Source organism: Streptomyces xanthophaeus (assembly GCF_000725805.1).
In the GTDB taxonomy this organism is placed as follows: Bacteria; Actinomycetota; Actinomycetes; order Streptomycetales; family Streptomycetaceae; genus Streptomyces; species Streptomyces xanthophaeus.
The window spans coordinates 128,661-143,641 of record NZ_JOFT01000024.1; the positions used below are offsets into that span (position 1 = coordinate 128,661).

A 14,981-nucleotide genomic window follows, 5' to 3' on the forward strand; every position below is an offset into this window, starting at 1 on the left:
CTCGGGGGTCCGGGCACGGGGGGTCCGCCCCGTGGTGCGGGGCGAAAGCACACGGACCCGCAGGCGTGATGCCTGCGGGTCCGTGGGGGCCGGCCGCGTGATGCGGGCCGGCTAGCCCTTAGGCAGCGGCCTTGGGGGCGTTGACGTCGGCCGGGAGGGCCTTCTGCGCGACCTCGACCAGCGCGGCGAACGCGTTGGCGTCGTTGACGGCCAGCTCGGCGAGGATCTTGCGGTCCACCTCGATGTTGGCGGCCTTCAGACCCTGGATGAGGCGGTTGTACGTCATGCCGTTCTGGCGGGCAGCGGCGTTGATGCGCTGGATCCACAGCTGACGGAAGTCGCCCTTGCGCTTCTTGCGGTCGTTGAAGTTGTAGACCAGCGAGTGGGTGACCTGCTCCTTGGCCTTGCGGTACAGGCGCGAACGCTGACCGCGGTAGCCGGAGGCCGCCTCGAGGATCGCCCGGCGCTTCTTGTGGGCGTTTACTGCCCGCTTGACGCGTGCCACTTTTTAACTCCTTGTAGCGGGGCCGTGGTTGTCTTCACACGGCCCGAATTCGATGGGGTCCCGGTCTTGACGTCCCGCTCCCGGCAGGGGAGCGGAGGACGTCACTTGCCGAGAAGCTTCTTGATCTTCGCGGCGTCGCCGGGGGCCATCTCCGCGGTGCCGGTGAGGCGGCGGGTGACACGGGACGACTTGTGCTCGAGCAGGTGGCGCTTGCCGGCGCGCTCACGGAGCACCTTGCCGGAGCCGGTGATCTTGAAGCGCTTCTTGGAACCGCTGTGCGTCTTGTTCTTCGGCATAGCGCCGTTATCTCCTCGTCGGTGGCGCCCCCACCGGTCCGATGCCGGACCGGCTCCAGGGAGCGTCATGTTGTATCGGTGATCCGAGACGGGCTGCCCCGGAATCAGGCCTCGGTCTTCGACTCCTCGGCGGGCGCCTCTTCGGCGGCAGCCTCGGTGACCTCGGCAGAGGCGACTGCCTCGTCAGCGTCGGCCTCCGCCTCGAGTGGGGCTTCCTCGGAAGGAGCCTCGTCGTCGGTGAGGGCCACACCCTGGCGCTCGGCCTTGCGGGCGGCCTGCGCCTCGCGGGCTTCGGCCATCGCCTCGGTCTTCTTCTTGTGCGGACCGAGGACCATGATCATGTTTCGGCCGTCCTGCTTCGGGTTCGACTCGATGAACCCGAGGTCCTCGACGTCCGAAGCCAGTCGCTGCAGCAGTCGGTAGCCGAGTTCCGGCCTGGACTGCTCGCGACCACGGAACATGATCGTGATCTTGACCTTGTCGCCCTGCTTGAGGAACCGAACGACGTGACCCTTCTTGGTGTCATAGTCGTGCGGGTCGATCTTCGGCCGGAGCTTCATTTCCTTGATGACCGTGTGCGCCTGGTTCTTGCGCGCCTCACGGGCCTTCATGGCCGACTCGTACTTGAACTTGCCGTAGTCCATGAGCTTGCAGACCGGCGGGCGTGCGGACGCCGCGACCTCGACCAGGTCGAGGTCGTACTCCTGCGCGAGCTCAAGCGCCTTCGCAAGCGGCACGATGCCGACCTGCTCGCCGCTGGGACCGACGAGTCGTACCTCGGGAACGCGAATCCGGTCGTTGATGCGGGGCTCGGTGCTGATGGATCCTCCTCGGTAGCACCACACGGCTGCCTGGCAGACAGCCGCTGACGTGTAATTCCGTCAGACCGACCGCAGCGGGAGAATGAAAAAAGCCCCGCCGGGCACAGGCAGGGGCTCCAAAACAACCGGAGCACCGCCGCGTGCGAACCGCGGGGCGCAGACTCGGGCAGCTTTCCATCGTCCGTACGGAACGATGGATACCGCCTGACCGGTGACCCGCCTCCCCTAGGGGTGGTCGGGTGGGAGAATCGGAGCCTCCACTTGTGGGCCGGGCACACAGGTGTCCGGCCGGTCGAAGTACATACTAGCACCCGCGTTGCAAGCCCGCCGCACGGCATATCGTGGGGCTCATGACTGACGCGACACCTTCCGCCGACCCCGCTGCCGACGCCGCACCCGACTACGACGCCATGACCCGCGACATCGCGGACGTCCCCGCCGTCGAGGTGATCACCACGGTGGCCGTGCACCTGCTGAGCGCCGCGGCGGTCAACCTGGGCCTGGACAAGCCGGACTCCGAGCACAAGGACCTCGACGAGGCCCGCAAGCTGATCACGGCCCTGGCCGGCCTGGTCACCGCGAGCGCCACCGAGATCAGCTCCTTCCACGCCGCCCCGCTGCGCGACGGCCTGAAGTCGCTCCAGCTCGCCTTCCGCGAGGCCTCGATCGTCCCGGACGAGCCGGGCCAGGGCCCGGGCGAGAAGTTCACCGGCCCGGTCTTCGGCTGAGCACGCAGCACGCAGCACGCACCACACAGCACACCCCAGGCACACGAGAGGGGCCTGTGGTCCGGGAGCGCTCCCGGACCACAGGCCCCTCTCGTGTGCCTTCAGCGGCTGAACAGTGCTTCGCCGGGCGGCGCCGGCGCGCCCTCGGGCAGCAGCGCCAGGTCCAGCCCGCGCACCAGCCGGGCGCGCAGGGTCTCGTCGGCGGCCAGGGCCCCGGCGACGGAACGGGCGGCCGCGGGGGCCTGGCCGCCAGCGGCCAGCACGATCGCGAGGGTGCCGTCGGAGTCCGGGCCGCCCGGGACCAGGTGGGCGCGCAGCACCGCGGGCTCCGCGGACACGACGGCCCGTACAGCCTCCCGTACGGCGGGGTCGGCGAGCGGGCCCGCCTCGGTACGGCCCTCGGCGAGCGCGAGCAGCGCGGACCCGGTGAGCTGGTAGGGGACGGGGCCCGCCAGGTCCAGGACCACGGTGTCGGCCTTCTCGTGCGCGGCCGCCGCCAGGGCCTGGTGCAGCGGGACGGCGACCGGCCGGGCCGAGGGATCCCACAGCGCGAGCGAGGCGGTCGAGGTGAAGGCGGGCAGCGCCCGCCGGTCCCCCGCGCGCAGCGTGGGGACGGCCATGTCGCTGGTCTTCTCGCGCTTGAGGCCCGTCTCCGGGTCCGTCTCGACCTCGCCGAGGACGGCGACGACGGGTACCAGCAGGCGGGCGTCCTTCAGGGCGGCCAGCACCTCGGGCTCCTTCGCCCGGTCCTCGGCCCAGGCGGCCAGGGCCGCGCTCAGCCGCGGATCGGCCGATCCGTCGTCGTCGGAGAAGCCGGGGTCGGGAATGTTCTTGTTCGCCATGTTCGCCACAGTTACCCGACCCTACTGTGCCGCGTACGGGTCTCCGTACGGGGCTGCCCGCCGGTCCCGGTGGCGCGCCCCGCGCGGGCGCCGGGCCAGTACGCCGGCCAGGACGAGCAGCGCCGCCGCTGCGGCCCCGGCCGCCGCGGCCCGCGGCAGGACACTGCGCGCGGGGGGCCGGACCGGTTCGGGTCCGGGGCCGAAGTACGTCTGCCCGGCCGCGGCGGCGACGGGCACCGCGGCCTCGGGCCGCACGGCCTCGGCCACCTGGAGCGCGGCGGCGGGGTCCACCGTGCCGTGACCGCGGGCGTCGTCGCGCCCTCCCGCGGGCCGGTCGGACGCGGTGTCCTCCAGCAGCTTCTTGACCTGCGCCGGTGACAGGTCCGGGTGGGCGGCCTTGACCAGGGCCACGGCGCCGGAGACGAAGGCGGCGGCCGCGCTCGTGCCCCAGCCCTCGTAGTAGGAGCGGTCGGGGTCGGCGATGACCACGTCGACGCCGGGGGCGCTGACGGTGGCGTACCAGTTGCGGGTGGAGAAGGGGGCCTTCTTGCCCTTGCGGTCGACGGCGGTGACGGCGATGACCCCGGGGTAGGCCGCCGGGTAGGAGATGCGGTCGCCGGCCTCGCCGCCGTTGCCCGCGGAGGCGACGACGACCACTCCCTTGGCGAGGGCGTACTGGACGGCCTCGTCCTCCCCGGCCTCGTGGTGGGCCGAGTCGCTGTCGTCGCCGAGGGACAGGTTGATCACGTCCGCGCCGTGGTCGGCGGCCCAGCGGATGCCCTCGGCGAGGGCGCCGCCCTTGTTCTCGCGGGCCTTCTCCCGGCCCGGGTCGCCCTCCTCCAGGATCACCCGCACCGGCAGGATCTTCGCCTGCGGGGCGAGGCCGAGGACGCCCTGGCCGCCGCTGGGGCCGTGGCCGTGCCCGGCGATGATGCTGGCCATGGCGGTGCCGTGGCGGGCCCAGGCGCGGTCGCCGCGGCCCGCGCCCATGCCGATGAGGTCCGTGCCCTCCAGGACCTGCCCGGCGAGGTCGGGATGCGTGGCGTCGACCCCGGTGTCGAGGACGGCGACGGTCACGCCGTCGCCCCGGGTGGTGCCCCAGGCCTCCTCGGCGCGCAGGGTCAGCAGGCCCCACTGCCGGTCGCGGATGGCGTCGGCGGCGGCCGGGGGCGCGGCCGCCGCCGTGAGGAGGACGGCGAGGGCGAGGGCGAACGCCCCCCGGGCTCGGCTCATCGGGCGGGCTCCGGGCTGGGTGAGGCGGGCTTGGGCGGGACGGCGAGGGCCCGCAGGGCGCTCTGGACGCGGTCGGCGACTCCCCTGGCCTCGTGGCCGAGGCCGGCCTGGGCCGCGGCTCCGGTGGCGTCCTTCTTCAGCAGGTCCCCGGCCGGCCGGGGCGCGTCCACGGGGCGGCCGTCGGCGAAGGCGGAGACCGTGTAGACGACGACCGGGGCCTCGCGGAGCACCGAGGCGTCCCAGGCGGCGCGCTGGGCGTCGGTGAACCCGTACGCGGGCGGTGCGGTGAGCCGGCCGGTGAGGGCGGCCATCGCCGGGCCGTCGGCGGGGGTGAAGACCAGGCCGACGGTGACGAGGGAACTGCGGGTGGCGTCGGTGTAGGTGGCGCGCAGGACGCGGGTGCAGCCGGTGGCGGCCAGCAGCTGCTGCCAGTCGGCGGCGAGGGCGGCGGGGCAGTCCGCGTCGGGGGCCAGGCCGATCCGGGTCCAGGTCCGGTCGGCCGACCCGGGTCCGGCCGAGGGGCCGGTCAGGACGGGCGGCAGGAGGCTGTCCACGGGGGCGGCCCGCCACAGCGACGCGGCCTTGCGGTAGGCAGCGTCGGGGGGCAACGGGCGGTGCGCGGCGCGGTATTCCGCCACGGTGGTGACCGCGGCCCCGGCGGCCAGGCCCGCTCCGAGCAGGGCGCACACCACGGCGGCGAGGACCCGTCCGGGGTGGCGGCGCGGGGGCGGGGGCGACAGCGGGCCGGGGTCTCCCAGGACCGCGGTCGGCGGTGTAGACGTGCTCATCCGGCGGCTCCGCCCCCCGTTCCGTACGGCTGCCTGCCCGTACTCTACGGTCCTGCGCGCCCCGACCGGACCCACCGGGTCCGGCCGTGACCCCTACCCACGGGTAGAGCCGTCTGGCAAGCTGCCGCCCATGAGCTCCCCCGCCGCCGACCGTGCCCGGTACGACCGGGCGACCGCGCACCTCGACGCGCCCCTGGCGATCGTCGACCTCGACGCGTTCGACGCCAACGCCGACGACCTGGTGCGCCGGGCCGGCGGGAAGCCGGTGCGGGTCGCCAGCAAGTCCGTCCGGTGCCGTGCGCTCCTGGAACGGGTCCTGGCGCGGCCGGGGTTCGCCGGGATCATGTCGTACACCCTCGCCGAGTCGCTGTGGCTGGCCCGTTCCGGTTTCGAGGACGTGCTGCTGGCCTACCCGTCCGCCGACCGCGCCGGCTTCGCCGAGCTCGCCGCGGACCCCAAGCTCGCCGCCGCGGTCACCGTCATGATCGACGACCCGGCGCAGCTGGAGCTCGTCGACCGGTCGCGGGACGGCGGCACGCAGGAGGTGCGGGTCTGCCTGGAGCTGGACACCGCGCTGCACCTGTTCGGCGGGCGGGTGCGGGTCGGTGCCCGCCGCTCGCCGCTGCGCGAGCCGTCCCAGCTGGCCGCGCTGGCCGCTGCGGTCGCGGCCCGGCCCGGTTTCCGGGTGGTGGGGCTGATGGGGTACGAGGGTCACGTCGCCGGGGTCGGGGACGCGTTGGCGGGGCGTCCGCTGCGTTCCCGGGCGATCCAGCTGATGCAGGCCGCGGCCCGCAAGGAGCTGGCCGCCCGCCGCGCCGAGACAGTACGGGCCGTACGGGAGGTCGTGCCGGACCTGGAGTTCGTCAACGGCGGCGGGACCGGCAGCGTCCAGCAGACGGCGGCGGAGGACGCGGTCACGGAGATCGCCGCGGGCTCCGGGCTGTACGTGCCGCGGCTGTTCGACAACTACACCTCCTTCCGGGGCCGTCCGGCCGCGCTGTTCGCCCAGCCCGTGGTGCGGCGGCCCGGTGTCGGCGTGGTCACCGTGCTGGGCGGGGGCTATCCCGCCTCCGGCGCGGCCGGGGCGGACCGGCTGCCGGTCCCGTACCTGCCCGAGGGGCTGCGCTACGACCCCCAGGAGGGGGCGGGCGAGGTGCAGACCCCGCTGCTCGGGAGCCCGGCCGACGACCTGCTGATCGGCGACCGGGTCTGGTTCCGGCACGCCAAGGCGGGCGAGCTGTGCGAGCGCTTCGACACGCTGCACCTGGTGGAGGGCGACCGGGTGACGGCCACCGCCCCGACGTACCGGGGCGAGGGCCGCACCTTCCTCTGACTGCGGTCAGTTCGGGAAGACCCGGTCCTGCTGGTCAGGGACGATGCTCGTGTCGTCCCGGCGCACCGGTCCCGGGGTCCCGTCGTGGTCGACGTAGCCCGTCGTGGCGCACGGGTAGGGGCTGCTCTTCTGCTTCTTGGGCTCGATGAACATGGGGTTCACGATCCACTTGCCGTCGCTGTCGTCGTAGGCGCGGCACATCAGCTCGTTCTTGTTCCGGTTGATCACGAGCCGCAGGGCGGTCGCGTCTCGCAGGAACGAGATGTCGGTGTCCGAGTCGCCCGCGGCGAACACCTGGCGGCTGGCGGCGGGCCGGACCTTCTCGGCCGCGGCGCCCCGGACGCCGTAGACCTCCTTGTTGATCCAGCAGCGCTTGCCGTCGATGTACGTGATCATCGTGTCGGCGCCGTCCGCGACGGATCCGCAGCCCTGGAGGTGGGAGGTGAACTTCCCGCCCTTCGTGGTGGTGTTGCGGATGCCGATGACGTGGTCGGCGCCGATGCCGGCGCCCGCGGCCCACACCTCCACGACCGGCTGCGGCGAGGCGGAGCTGATCCAGACGTCGAATCCCGCCTTCTGCAGGCTCTTGACCAGGTCCTTCTGCTGGTCGTAGTAGCGGACCCAGCCGGTGGCGGTGCCGCTGCCGACCTGCTGCACGGCGCCGACGGGCGCGGCCAGGTTCTCCTTGCGGGCGGCGGCCGCGAAGCCGCGTACCTCGCGGGCCGTCCAGCCCTGCATCAGCTGGGGCAGCCAGGCGTAGGAGGGTTCGGTCGTGCGGCGGTCCCAGCCCGCGAAGGCCGCGGCGCCGGTGCGGGTCGCGGCGGTGCCGTAGACCGCGTTCACCTCGTCGGCGCAGGCGGCGCCCTGCGGGGTGCCGGTGGGCAGCGGGGCTCCGGGACGGGCGAGCGGGCCGCAGGCGGCGGCCAGCGCCCGGGCCGCGGCGGGGGTGAGGTGGCGGCTGGTGGTGGACCAGTCGCCGCCCGCGGGCTGGCGGATCTTCCCGTTGCGCAGCAGCCAGAACATGGTGGCGTCGCCGACGTCGTTCTTGACGACGGTGTTGTCCCAGTCGAAGACGGCGACGGGTCTGGTGCGGCCGTGGCGGTACGGGTGGCAGCTGCCGTACCGGTCGATGAGCTCCTGGAGCCGCGCCTGGTTGTCCCCGTACCAGCCGGGTCCGACGCTCACGCGCGGACAGGCGGCCTGGCCCGCCTGGGCCGGGGGCGCCAGCAGGAGGCCGGAGCCGGTGACCGCTATGAGGGCGAGGGGGGCCGCCCATCTTCTCTGCATGCTGTTCCTCCGGGGGTCGGTGCACGGGAAAGGGAGCGGGAGCGGGGTGGAAAGGGGCCGGGAGAAGGCCCGGGAAGGGGACAGCCGGGCACCTTGCGGCGCCCGGCTGGCGTGGCTCACTGGGGGCGGGGCCTACAGGGGGGTCACGTACGCGCCGGAGATGCCTCCGTCGACGAGGAAGTCGGTGGCGTTGATGAAGGAGGAGTCGTCGCTGGCGAGGAAGGCGACGGCGGCGGCGATCTCGGTGGGCTCGGCGAAGCGGCCCAGCGGGATGTGGACGAGGCGGCGGGCGGCGCGCTCGGGGTCCTTGGCGAAGAGCTCCTGCAGGAGCGGGGTGTTGACGGGCCCGGGGCACAGGGCGTTGACCCGGATGCCCTCGCGGGCGAACTGCACGCCGAGCTCGCGGGACATGGCGAGGACGCCGCCCTTGGAGGCGGTGTAGGAGATCTGGGAGGTGGCGGCGCCCATCCGGGCCACGAAGGAGGCGGTGTTGATGATGGAGCCGCGGCCCTGGCGCTGCATGTAGGGCAGGGCGGCCTTGCAGCACAGGTAGACGGAGGTCAGGTTGACGTCCTGGACCCGGCGCCAGGCGTCGAGTTCGGTGGTGAGGATCGAGTCGTCGTCCGGGGGCGAGATGCCCGCGTTGTTGAAGGCGATGTCGACGGAGCCGTAGGTGTCGAAGGCCGTCTTGAACAGGGCGTCGACCTGTTCCTTGTCGGTGACGTCCACCTTGACGAAGGTGCCGCCGACCTCCTCGGCGGCGGCCTTGCCGGCCGTCTCGTCGATGTCGGCGCAGACCACGTTCGCGCCTTCGGAGGCGAGCCTGCGGGCGGTGGCGAGACCGATGCCGCTGCCGGCTCCGGTGATCACGGCGGTGCGGCCGACCAGGCGGCGGCAGACGATCGCTTCAGGGGTCTGGCTGGACATGGTTTCAGGCCTCCGTGCTGATGAAGACGTTCTTGGTCTCGGTGAAAGCGGTGAGGGCGTCGGGTCCGAGCTCGCGGCCGAGTCCGGACTGCTTGTAGCCGCCGAAGGGGGTCCAGTAGCGGACGCTGCTGTGGGAGTTGACCGACAGGTTGCCCGCGGCGACGGCGCGCGAGACGCGCAGCGCGCGGCCGATGTCGCGGGTCCAGAGGGAGCCGGAGAGTCCGTACGCGGTCGCGTTGGCCAGGCGTACGGCGTCCTCCTCGTCCTCGAAGGGCAGGACCACGGCGACGGGCCCGAAGACCTCCTCGGTGGCCACGGGCGCGGTGGGGGCCACCTCCGTGACGAGGGTCGGCGGGTACCAGAAGCCGGGGCCCTCGGGGGCCGAGCCGCGTACGGCCGTGAGGTCGTCGGTGACGTAGGACCGTACGCGGTCCAGCTGGGCGCGCGAGATCAGCGGGCCCATCTGCGTCTTCTCGTCGGACGGGTCGCCCACCACGACGCCCTCGATGCCCGGGGCGAGCAGCTCCAGGAAGCGGTCGTAGGCGGAGCGCTGGACGAGGATCCGGGTGCGGGCACAGCAGTCCTGGCCGGTGTTGTCGAGGAAGGCCATGGGGGCGGCCGCTGCGGCGGCCTCCAGGTCCGCGTCGGCGAAGACGATGTTGGGGCTCTTGCCGCCCAGTTCGAGGGTGACCCGCTTCACCCTCTCGGCGCACTTGGCCATGATCTGCTTGCCGACGCGGGTGGAGCCGGTGAAGACGATCTTGGCCACGCCGGGGTGCTCGACCAGGGCGTCGCCCGCCACCGCCCCGTGGCCGGGGAGCACCTGGAAGAGGTGCTCGGGGATCCCGGCTTCGAGGGCGAGTTCGGCGAGGCGCAGCGCGGTCAGGGGGGTGGTCTCGGCGGGCTTGAGGATGACGGCGTTGCCCGCGGCCAGGGCGGGGGCCAGGCCCCAGGCGGCGATCGGCATGGGGAAGTTCCAGGGGGCGATCACGCCGATGACGCCGAGGGGTTCGAGGAAGGTGACGTCGATGCCGCCCGCGACGGGGATCTGGCGGCCGGAGAGGCGTTCCACTCCCCCGGCTGCGAATTCGAGCAGGTCGCGGACGTTGCCCGCCTCCCAGCGGGCGTTGCCGATGGTGTGACCGGCTTCGCGGACCTCCAGCTGGGCCAGCTCCTCGACGTGCCCGTCGACGACGGCGGCGAAGCGGCGCAGCAGCCGGGCCCGGTCGGCGGGGGCCGCGGCGGCCCAGCCTCGCTGGGCGGCGGTGGCGCGGGCCACGGCGGCGTCGACGTCGTCCCGTGTGGCGGCCGGGACGACGGCGACGGTTTCCTCGGTGGCCGGGTTCAGCACCCTGAGATCGGACGGGGCCAGCACATCGGACACGTGGTGCCTCTCAGACTTTCGGTTCGGTGCGGGACGGGCGGGCGCGTGCGGGAGGGCGTGCGCGCCTTACAGGCGTTCGAAGGAGCGGCGCAGCTCCCAGTCGGTGACCGCGGAGTCGTAGGCGTCGAGTTCCACGCGGGCCATGTTGCGGTAGTGGGCGACCACTTCGGGGCCGAAGGCCGCCTTGGCGATCTCGCTGTTCTCCCAGAGCTCGGCGGCCTCGCGCAGGGTGCCGGGCACGTGTGCGTAGTCGCCGGTGTAGGCGTTGCCCGCGCAGACCTCCGGCAGTTCCAGCTCGTTCTCGACGCCGTAGAGCCCGGCCGCGACGAGACCGGCGACGGCGAGGTACGGGTTGACGTCGCCGCCGGGGAGGCGGTTCTCGAAGCGCATGGAGCGGCCGTGGCCGACCACGCGCAGGGCGCAGGTGCGGTTGTCCACGCCCCAGGCGACGGCCGTGGGGGCGAAGGAACCGGGCCGGAAACGCTTGTACGAATTGATGTTGGGAGCGTAGAGAAGGGAGAAGTCGCGCAGCGCGGCCAGCTGACCCGCCAGGAAGTGCCGCATCACCGGTGACATGCCGCCCGGGCCGTCGCCGGCCATCGCATTGCGTCCGTCGGCGTCACCCAGGGAGAGGTGGATGTGGCAGGAGTTGCCCTCGCGCTCGTCGTACTTGGCCATGAAGGTGAGCGAGACGCCTTCCTGGGCGGCGATCTCCTTGGCCCCCGTCTTGTAGACGGCGTGCTGGTCGCAGGTGGTGAGCGCCTCGTCGTAGCGGAAGGCGATCTCGTGCTGGCCGAGGTTGCACTCCCCCTTCGCCGACTCGACGACCAGGCCCGCGGCCTGCATCTCGTTGCGGATCCGGCGCAGCAGGGGCTCGATGCGGCCGGTCCCGAGGACGGAGTAGTCGATGTTGTACTGGTTGGCGGGGGTGAGGCCCCGGTAGTCGGCGTTCCAGGCCTGCTCGTAGGTGTCCTGGAAGACCATGAACTCCAGCTCGGTGCCGACCATCGCGGTGTAGCCGTGTCCGGCGAGGCGTTCCAGCTGGCGGCGCAGGATCTGCCGGGGCGCGGCGACGACGGGCGTGCTGTCGTTCCAGGCGAGGTCGGCGAGGAGGAAGGCGCTGCCGGGGTTCCAGGGGATGCGGCGCAGGGTCGCGGTGTCGGGGTGCATGGCGAAGTCGCCGTAGCCCCGGTCCCAGGAGGACATCTCGTACCCGTCGACCGTGTTCATGTCGGTGTCGACGGCGAGAAGGTAGTTGCAGCCCTCGGTGCCGTGCTCGAGGACCTCGTCGAGGAAGAACTGTGCGGCGAACCGCTTGCCCTGGAGCCGTCCCTGCATGTCGGGGAAGGCCAGGACGACGGTGTCGATCTCACCGCTGGCGACGAGGGCACGGAGCTCCTCGATCGCGAGCGGCGGCTTGCGGTCTACCACGGGAATCTCTCCTTCGGTGAGCCGAGGAGGCCTAAGGTATTGAATAGAACCATTGCTTGGGAAGGGGAGGAGCCGAGATGACCGATACGGCGAGCGAAGGCGAAGCCCTCGCACGGCTGAATCCCGTGCTGCGTCAGGTGCGGGCGGGCAACGGTTTCGAGGAGGCCCTGGAGCAGATCCTCCAGGTGGTCCGGCTGGGCCTGGTCCCGGGCGGGGAACGGCTGCCGCCCGAGCGGGAACTGGCGGAGCGGATGGGGATCAGCCGGGTCACGCTGCGCGAGGTGCTCAAGGTCCTCCAGGACCAGGGCCTGGTGGAGTCCCGGCGCGGACGGTACGGAGGAACGTTCGTCCTGCCCCGCGCCGACACCCCGGCCGGCGGCGTCGAGGAAGAGCTGCGCCGGCGCGTCGCCGGGGTGGACATCGAGGACGTCCTGCGGTTCCGCGAGGTGCTGGAGGTGGGCGCGGCCGGGCTGTGCGCCTCCCAGGGACTCACCGAGGAGGGCACCGAACGGCTGCTCCGGGCCCTGACGGCCACGCACGACGCCCCGCTCGCCGACTACCGCCGCCAGGACACCCTCTTCCACCTGACCCTGTGCGAACTGGCGGGTTCCGCCACCCTGACGGCCCAGTACGCGGCCGTCCGGGCCACCGTCAACGACCTGCTGGACTGCATCCCGCTGCTGGTGCGCAACCTGGAGCACTCCCAGCAGCAGCACACCGCCCTGGTCGAGGCGGTGCGGGAGCAGGACGCGGCCCGGGCCCGGGAGACGATGCGCGAGCACTGCTGCGGCACGGCAGCCCTGCTGCGCGGCTTCCTGACCTGAGCCGGCCCGGGGGCGGCGGCGCACGGCCCGCCCGCCGCCTTCCGCGCACCCGCATCCCGGCCGGCTCCCGCCCGGCCGCCGCCTGCCGCCGCCGGCTGCCGCGCCCGCACCGCGCCCGCCGACCGGGAGGCTTTCGTAACTTCTCTTTAACGCAGAGGTCTTGCGCACCCCGCTCCACTGCGGCAAAGGTACGCCCCACAACCATTGCCCATTGCCCTGAGGCAGGAGCGCACGATGGCCGACGACATCGACGCACGGCTGACCGCCGTGCCCGCACCCACCCCGTCCCCCGAGGGCGGGGACCACGAGTACCACGCGCGCCGCACCCTGCGCCGCGGCAGCGCCGGGTGGCTGCTGCTCACCGGACTCGGCGTCGCCTACGTCGTCTCCGGGGACTTCTCCGGCTGGAACGTCGGCCTCGCCAAGGGCGGCTTCGGCGGCCTCGCCATCGCCACCGTCCTGATGGGCGCGATGTACGCCTGCCTCGTCTTCTCCCTCGCGGAGCTCTCCACCATCCTGCCGACCGCGGGCGGCGGTTATGGTTTCGCCCGCCGCGCGCTGGGCCCCTGGGGCGGCTTCCTCACCGGTACCGCCATCCTCATCGAGTACATCCTGGCCCCGGCCGCGATCGTCATCTTCATCGGCGACTACGTCGAGTCACTCGGCCTCTTCGGCCTGACCTCCGGCTGGCCGGTCTACCTCGGCTGCTTCGTGCTCTTCATCGGCGTCCACCTCTGGGGCGTCGGCGAGGCGCTGCGCTTCAGCCTCGTCGTGACCGCCATCGCCGTGGCCGCGCTGCTGATCTTCGCGGTGGGCGCCTTCACCGAGTTCGACGCCGGCGGCCTCAACGACATCCCCGTCGACGCGGACGCCTTCGGCTCGAACTCGTGGCTGCCGCTGGGCGTGCTGGGCATCTGGGCCGCCTTCCCCTTCGGCATGTGGTTCTTCCTCGGCGTGGAGGGCGTCCCGCTGGCGGCGGAGGAGGCCAAGGACCCGGTGCGTTCCATGCCGAAGGCGCTCTCCATCTCCATGGGCATCCTCGCGCTGCTGGCCCTGATCACCTTCTTCGCCGCGACCGGCGCGCAGGGTGCGGACGCCGTCAAGGCCGCGGGCAACCCGCTGGTCGTCGCCCTGGAGGGGGACGACGGCCCGACCGCGCTGAGCCGGTTCGTGAACTACGCGGGCCTGGCCGGCCTGGTGGCCTCGTTCTTCTCGCTCATCTACGCCGGTTCCCGTCAGCTCTTCGCGCTCTCCCGGGCCGGATACCTGCCGCGCTTCCTGTCCCTCACCTCCCGGCGCAAGGCCCCCTACCTGGGCCTCGTCATCCCCGGCGCGATCGGGTTCGCGCTCGCCGCGGCCACCGGCGACGGTGCGCGCATGCTCAACATCGCGGTGTTCGGCGCGACCATCTCCTACGCGCTGATGGCCCTGTCCCACATCGTGCTGCGCCGCCGGGAGCCGGACCTGGACCGCCCCTACCGCACCCCGGGCGGCATCCTGACCTCATCGGTGGCCTTCGTCCTCGCCCTCTCGGCGCTGGTCGCCACCTTCCTGGTGGACAAGGACGCGGCCTTCATCGCGCTGGCCGTGTACGCCGTCGCCCTCGCCTACTTCGCGCTCTACAGCCGCCGCCGCCTCGTGGCCTCGGCGCCCGAGGAGGAGTTCGCCGCCCTCGCCGAAGCCGAGGCGGAACTCTCGCGGGACTGAGATCCTGCTCCAGCCCGAACCGCTCATCCGTCCCGGAGGTAGACGACGTGCCCAAGCCGCTCATCGGCATCAGCACCTATGTGGAGGAGTCCACCCGCTACGGCGTGTGGGACCTCCCGGCCGCCCTCGTGCCCGCGGGGTACTACAGGCTCGTCCAGGCGGCGGGCGGCACGGCCGTGCTGCTCCCGCCGGACGAACCCAAGGCGGCGGCGGAGGTGCTGGACCGGCTGGACGGTCTGGTCGTGACGGGCGGCCCGGACGTGGACCCGGTCCACTACGGCGCCGCCCGTGACCCCCGTACGGGCGCCCCCGCCACGGTCCGCGACTACTGGGAGCTGGCCCTGCTCGCCGCCGCGCTGGAGGCGGACCTGCCGCTGCTCGGCGTCTGCCGGGGCATGCAGGCCCTGAACGTGGTCCTCGGCGGCACCCTGACGCAGCACCTCGACGGGCACATGGACACGCCCGGCACCATGTCCTGGCACCCCGTCCGGCCGGTCCGCGGCACCCGGTACGCGGCGCTGGTCCCCGAGGAGGCGCAGGTGCCGACGTACCACCACCAGGCCGTCGACCGGCTGGGCCGCGGCCTGGTGGCCTCCGCCCATGCGGCCGACGGCACGGTGGAGGCCATCGAGCTGGCCGACCCCGTCCGGTGGGCCCTGGGCGTCCAGTGGCACCCCGAACAGGACAAGGACACCCGCGTGATGTCCTCCCTGATCGAGGCCGCGGCCGCGGCCCGCACCCCGGCACGCCGGACCTGACGGCACCGGCCCGGCCCTGCCTAGTGCTGTGGCCGGAAAGGTTTGCCGGGTCGCGGTGTCCGGTGCGGTGCATCGCAAGGCGGAGGGCCACGGCTCGTACTGGACGTACTTGCGTGG

The 14,981-nt window shown here is 72.9% G+C and carries 15 protein-coding genes; 5 read left to right on the plus strand and 10 right to left on the minus strand.

The window, feature by feature from the left end; all coding sequences use genetic code 11:
- Positions 1-118: 118 nt before the first annotated feature.
- The 3 genes from rplT to infC all read right to left on the minus strand — a co-directional run bounded on the left by rplT (position 119) and on the right by infC (position 1,646).
- A complete protein-coding gene (gene rplT, locus IO30_RS0116645) occupies positions 119-505 on the minus strand; it encodes a 50S ribosomal protein L20 (protein ID WP_007263143.1) in 387 nt (128 codons plus the stop codon).
- A 101-nt stretch (positions 506-606) separates the two neighbouring features.
- Entirely contained in the window at positions 607-801 is a 195-nt protein-coding gene (gene rpmI / locus IO30_RS0116650) for a 50S ribosomal protein L35 (protein ID WP_030387121.1), read from the minus strand.
- Between the two features lie 104 nt (positions 802-905).
- The gene (gene infC, locus IO30_RS0116655) at positions 906-1,646 is read right to left on the minus strand and encodes a translation initiation factor IF-3 (RefSeq protein ID WP_031143755.1); all 741 of its coding nucleotides are present in this window, start codon (positions 1,644-1,646) and stop codon (positions 906-908) included.
- Positions 1,647-1,972: 326 nt separating this feature from the next.
- Here infC and IO30_RS0116660 point away from each other — a divergent pair, with 326 nt between their 5' ends.
- Positions 1,973-2,350, plus strand: a complete 378-nt coding sequence (locus IO30_RS0116660; RefSeq protein WP_031143757.1) for a DUF1844 domain-containing protein — start codon at positions 1,973-1,975, stop codon at positions 2,348-2,350.
- Between the two features lie 101 nt (positions 2,351-2,451).
- Here the strand turns inward: IO30_RS0116660 and IO30_RS0116665 are convergent, their stop codons facing one another.
- The 3 genes from IO30_RS0116665 to IO30_RS40580 are packed head-to-tail and all read right to left on the minus strand — an operon-like array spanning position 2,452 to position 5,213.
- Positions 2,452-3,192 carry an SseB family protein gene (locus IO30_RS0116665; protein ID WP_031143759.1) on the minus strand — a complete coding sequence of 247 codons (741 nt, stop codon included), beginning with the start codon at positions 3,190-3,192 and terminating at the stop codon, positions 2,452-2,454.
- 21 nt (positions 3,193-3,213) lie between these two features.
- The gene (gene mycP / locus IO30_RS0116670) at positions 3,214-4,425 is read right to left on the minus strand and encodes a type VII secretion-associated serine protease mycosin (RefSeq protein WP_031143762.1); all 1,212 of its coding nucleotides are present in this window, start codon (positions 4,423-4,425) and stop codon (positions 3,214-3,216) included.
- Positions 4,422-5,213 (minus strand): hypothetical protein, encoded by a 792-nt coding sequence (locus tag IO30_RS40580; protein ID WP_199921134.1) that lies wholly within the window; start codon positions 5,211-5,213, stop codon positions 4,422-4,424. The genes mycP and IO30_RS40580 overlap by 4 nt, the downstream gene beginning before the upstream one ends.
- Positions 5,214-5,343: 130 nt before the next feature.
- Here IO30_RS40580 and IO30_RS0116680 point away from each other — a divergent pair, with 130 nt between their 5' ends.
- Positions 5,344-6,546 carry an amino acid deaminase/aldolase gene (locus tag IO30_RS0116680; RefSeq protein ID WP_031143766.1) on the plus strand — a complete coding sequence of 401 codons (1,203 nt, stop codon included), beginning with the start codon at positions 5,344-5,346 and terminating at the stop codon, positions 6,544-6,546.
- Between the two features lie 6 nt (positions 6,547-6,552).
- On the opposite strand, the gene IO30_RS0116685 is transcribed toward IO30_RS0116680, so the two are convergent.
- The 4 genes from IO30_RS0116685 to IO30_RS0116700 form a co-directional block, all read right to left on the minus strand.
- Positions 6,553-7,833, minus strand: coding sequence for a haloacid dehalogenase-like hydrolase (locus IO30_RS0116685; RefSeq protein ID WP_031143767.1), 1,281 nt, complete (start codon positions 7,831-7,833; stop codon positions 6,553-6,555).
- A 132-nt stretch (positions 7,834-7,965) separates the two neighbouring features.
- A complete protein-coding gene (locus IO30_RS0116690; protein WP_031143769.1) occupies positions 7,966-8,760 on the minus strand; it encodes a 3-oxoacyl-ACP reductase in 795 nt (264 codons plus the stop codon).
- Between the two features lie 4 nt (positions 8,761-8,764).
- Positions 8,765-10,144: an aldehyde dehydrogenase family protein gene (locus tag IO30_RS0116695; protein ID WP_031157121.1), complete on the minus strand. Its 1,380-nt coding sequence runs from the start codon at positions 10,142-10,144 to the stop codon at positions 8,765-8,767.
- A 66-nt stretch (positions 10,145-10,210) separates the two neighbouring features.
- On the minus strand, positions 10,211-11,575 hold the full coding sequence (locus IO30_RS0116700; protein WP_031143773.1) for a glutamine synthetase family protein: 1,365 nt from the start codon (positions 11,573-11,575) through the stop codon (positions 10,211-10,213).
- A gap of 77 nt (positions 11,576-11,652) precedes the next feature.
- On the opposite strand from IO30_RS0116700, the gene IO30_RS0116705 reads away from it, so the two are divergent.
- From IO30_RS0116705 to IO30_RS0116715, 3 genes are all read left to right on the plus strand, one after another.
- Positions 11,653-12,399 (plus strand): FadR/GntR family transcriptional regulator, encoded by a 747-nt coding sequence (locus tag IO30_RS0116705; RefSeq protein ID WP_031143775.1) that lies wholly within the window; start codon positions 11,653-11,655, stop codon positions 12,397-12,399.
- Between the two features lie 234 nt (positions 12,400-12,633).
- Positions 12,634-14,106 (plus strand): ethanolamine permease, encoded by a 1,473-nt coding sequence (eat, locus tag IO30_RS0116710; protein WP_031143777.1) that lies wholly within the window; start codon positions 12,634-12,636, stop codon positions 14,104-14,106.
- 47 nt (positions 14,107-14,153) lie between these two features.
- On the plus strand, positions 14,154-14,864 hold the full coding sequence (locus IO30_RS0116715; RefSeq protein ID WP_031143779.1) for a gamma-glutamyl-gamma-aminobutyrate hydrolase family protein: 711 nt from the start codon (positions 14,154-14,156) through the stop codon (positions 14,862-14,864).
- Positions 14,865-14,981: the final 117 nt, after the last annotated feature.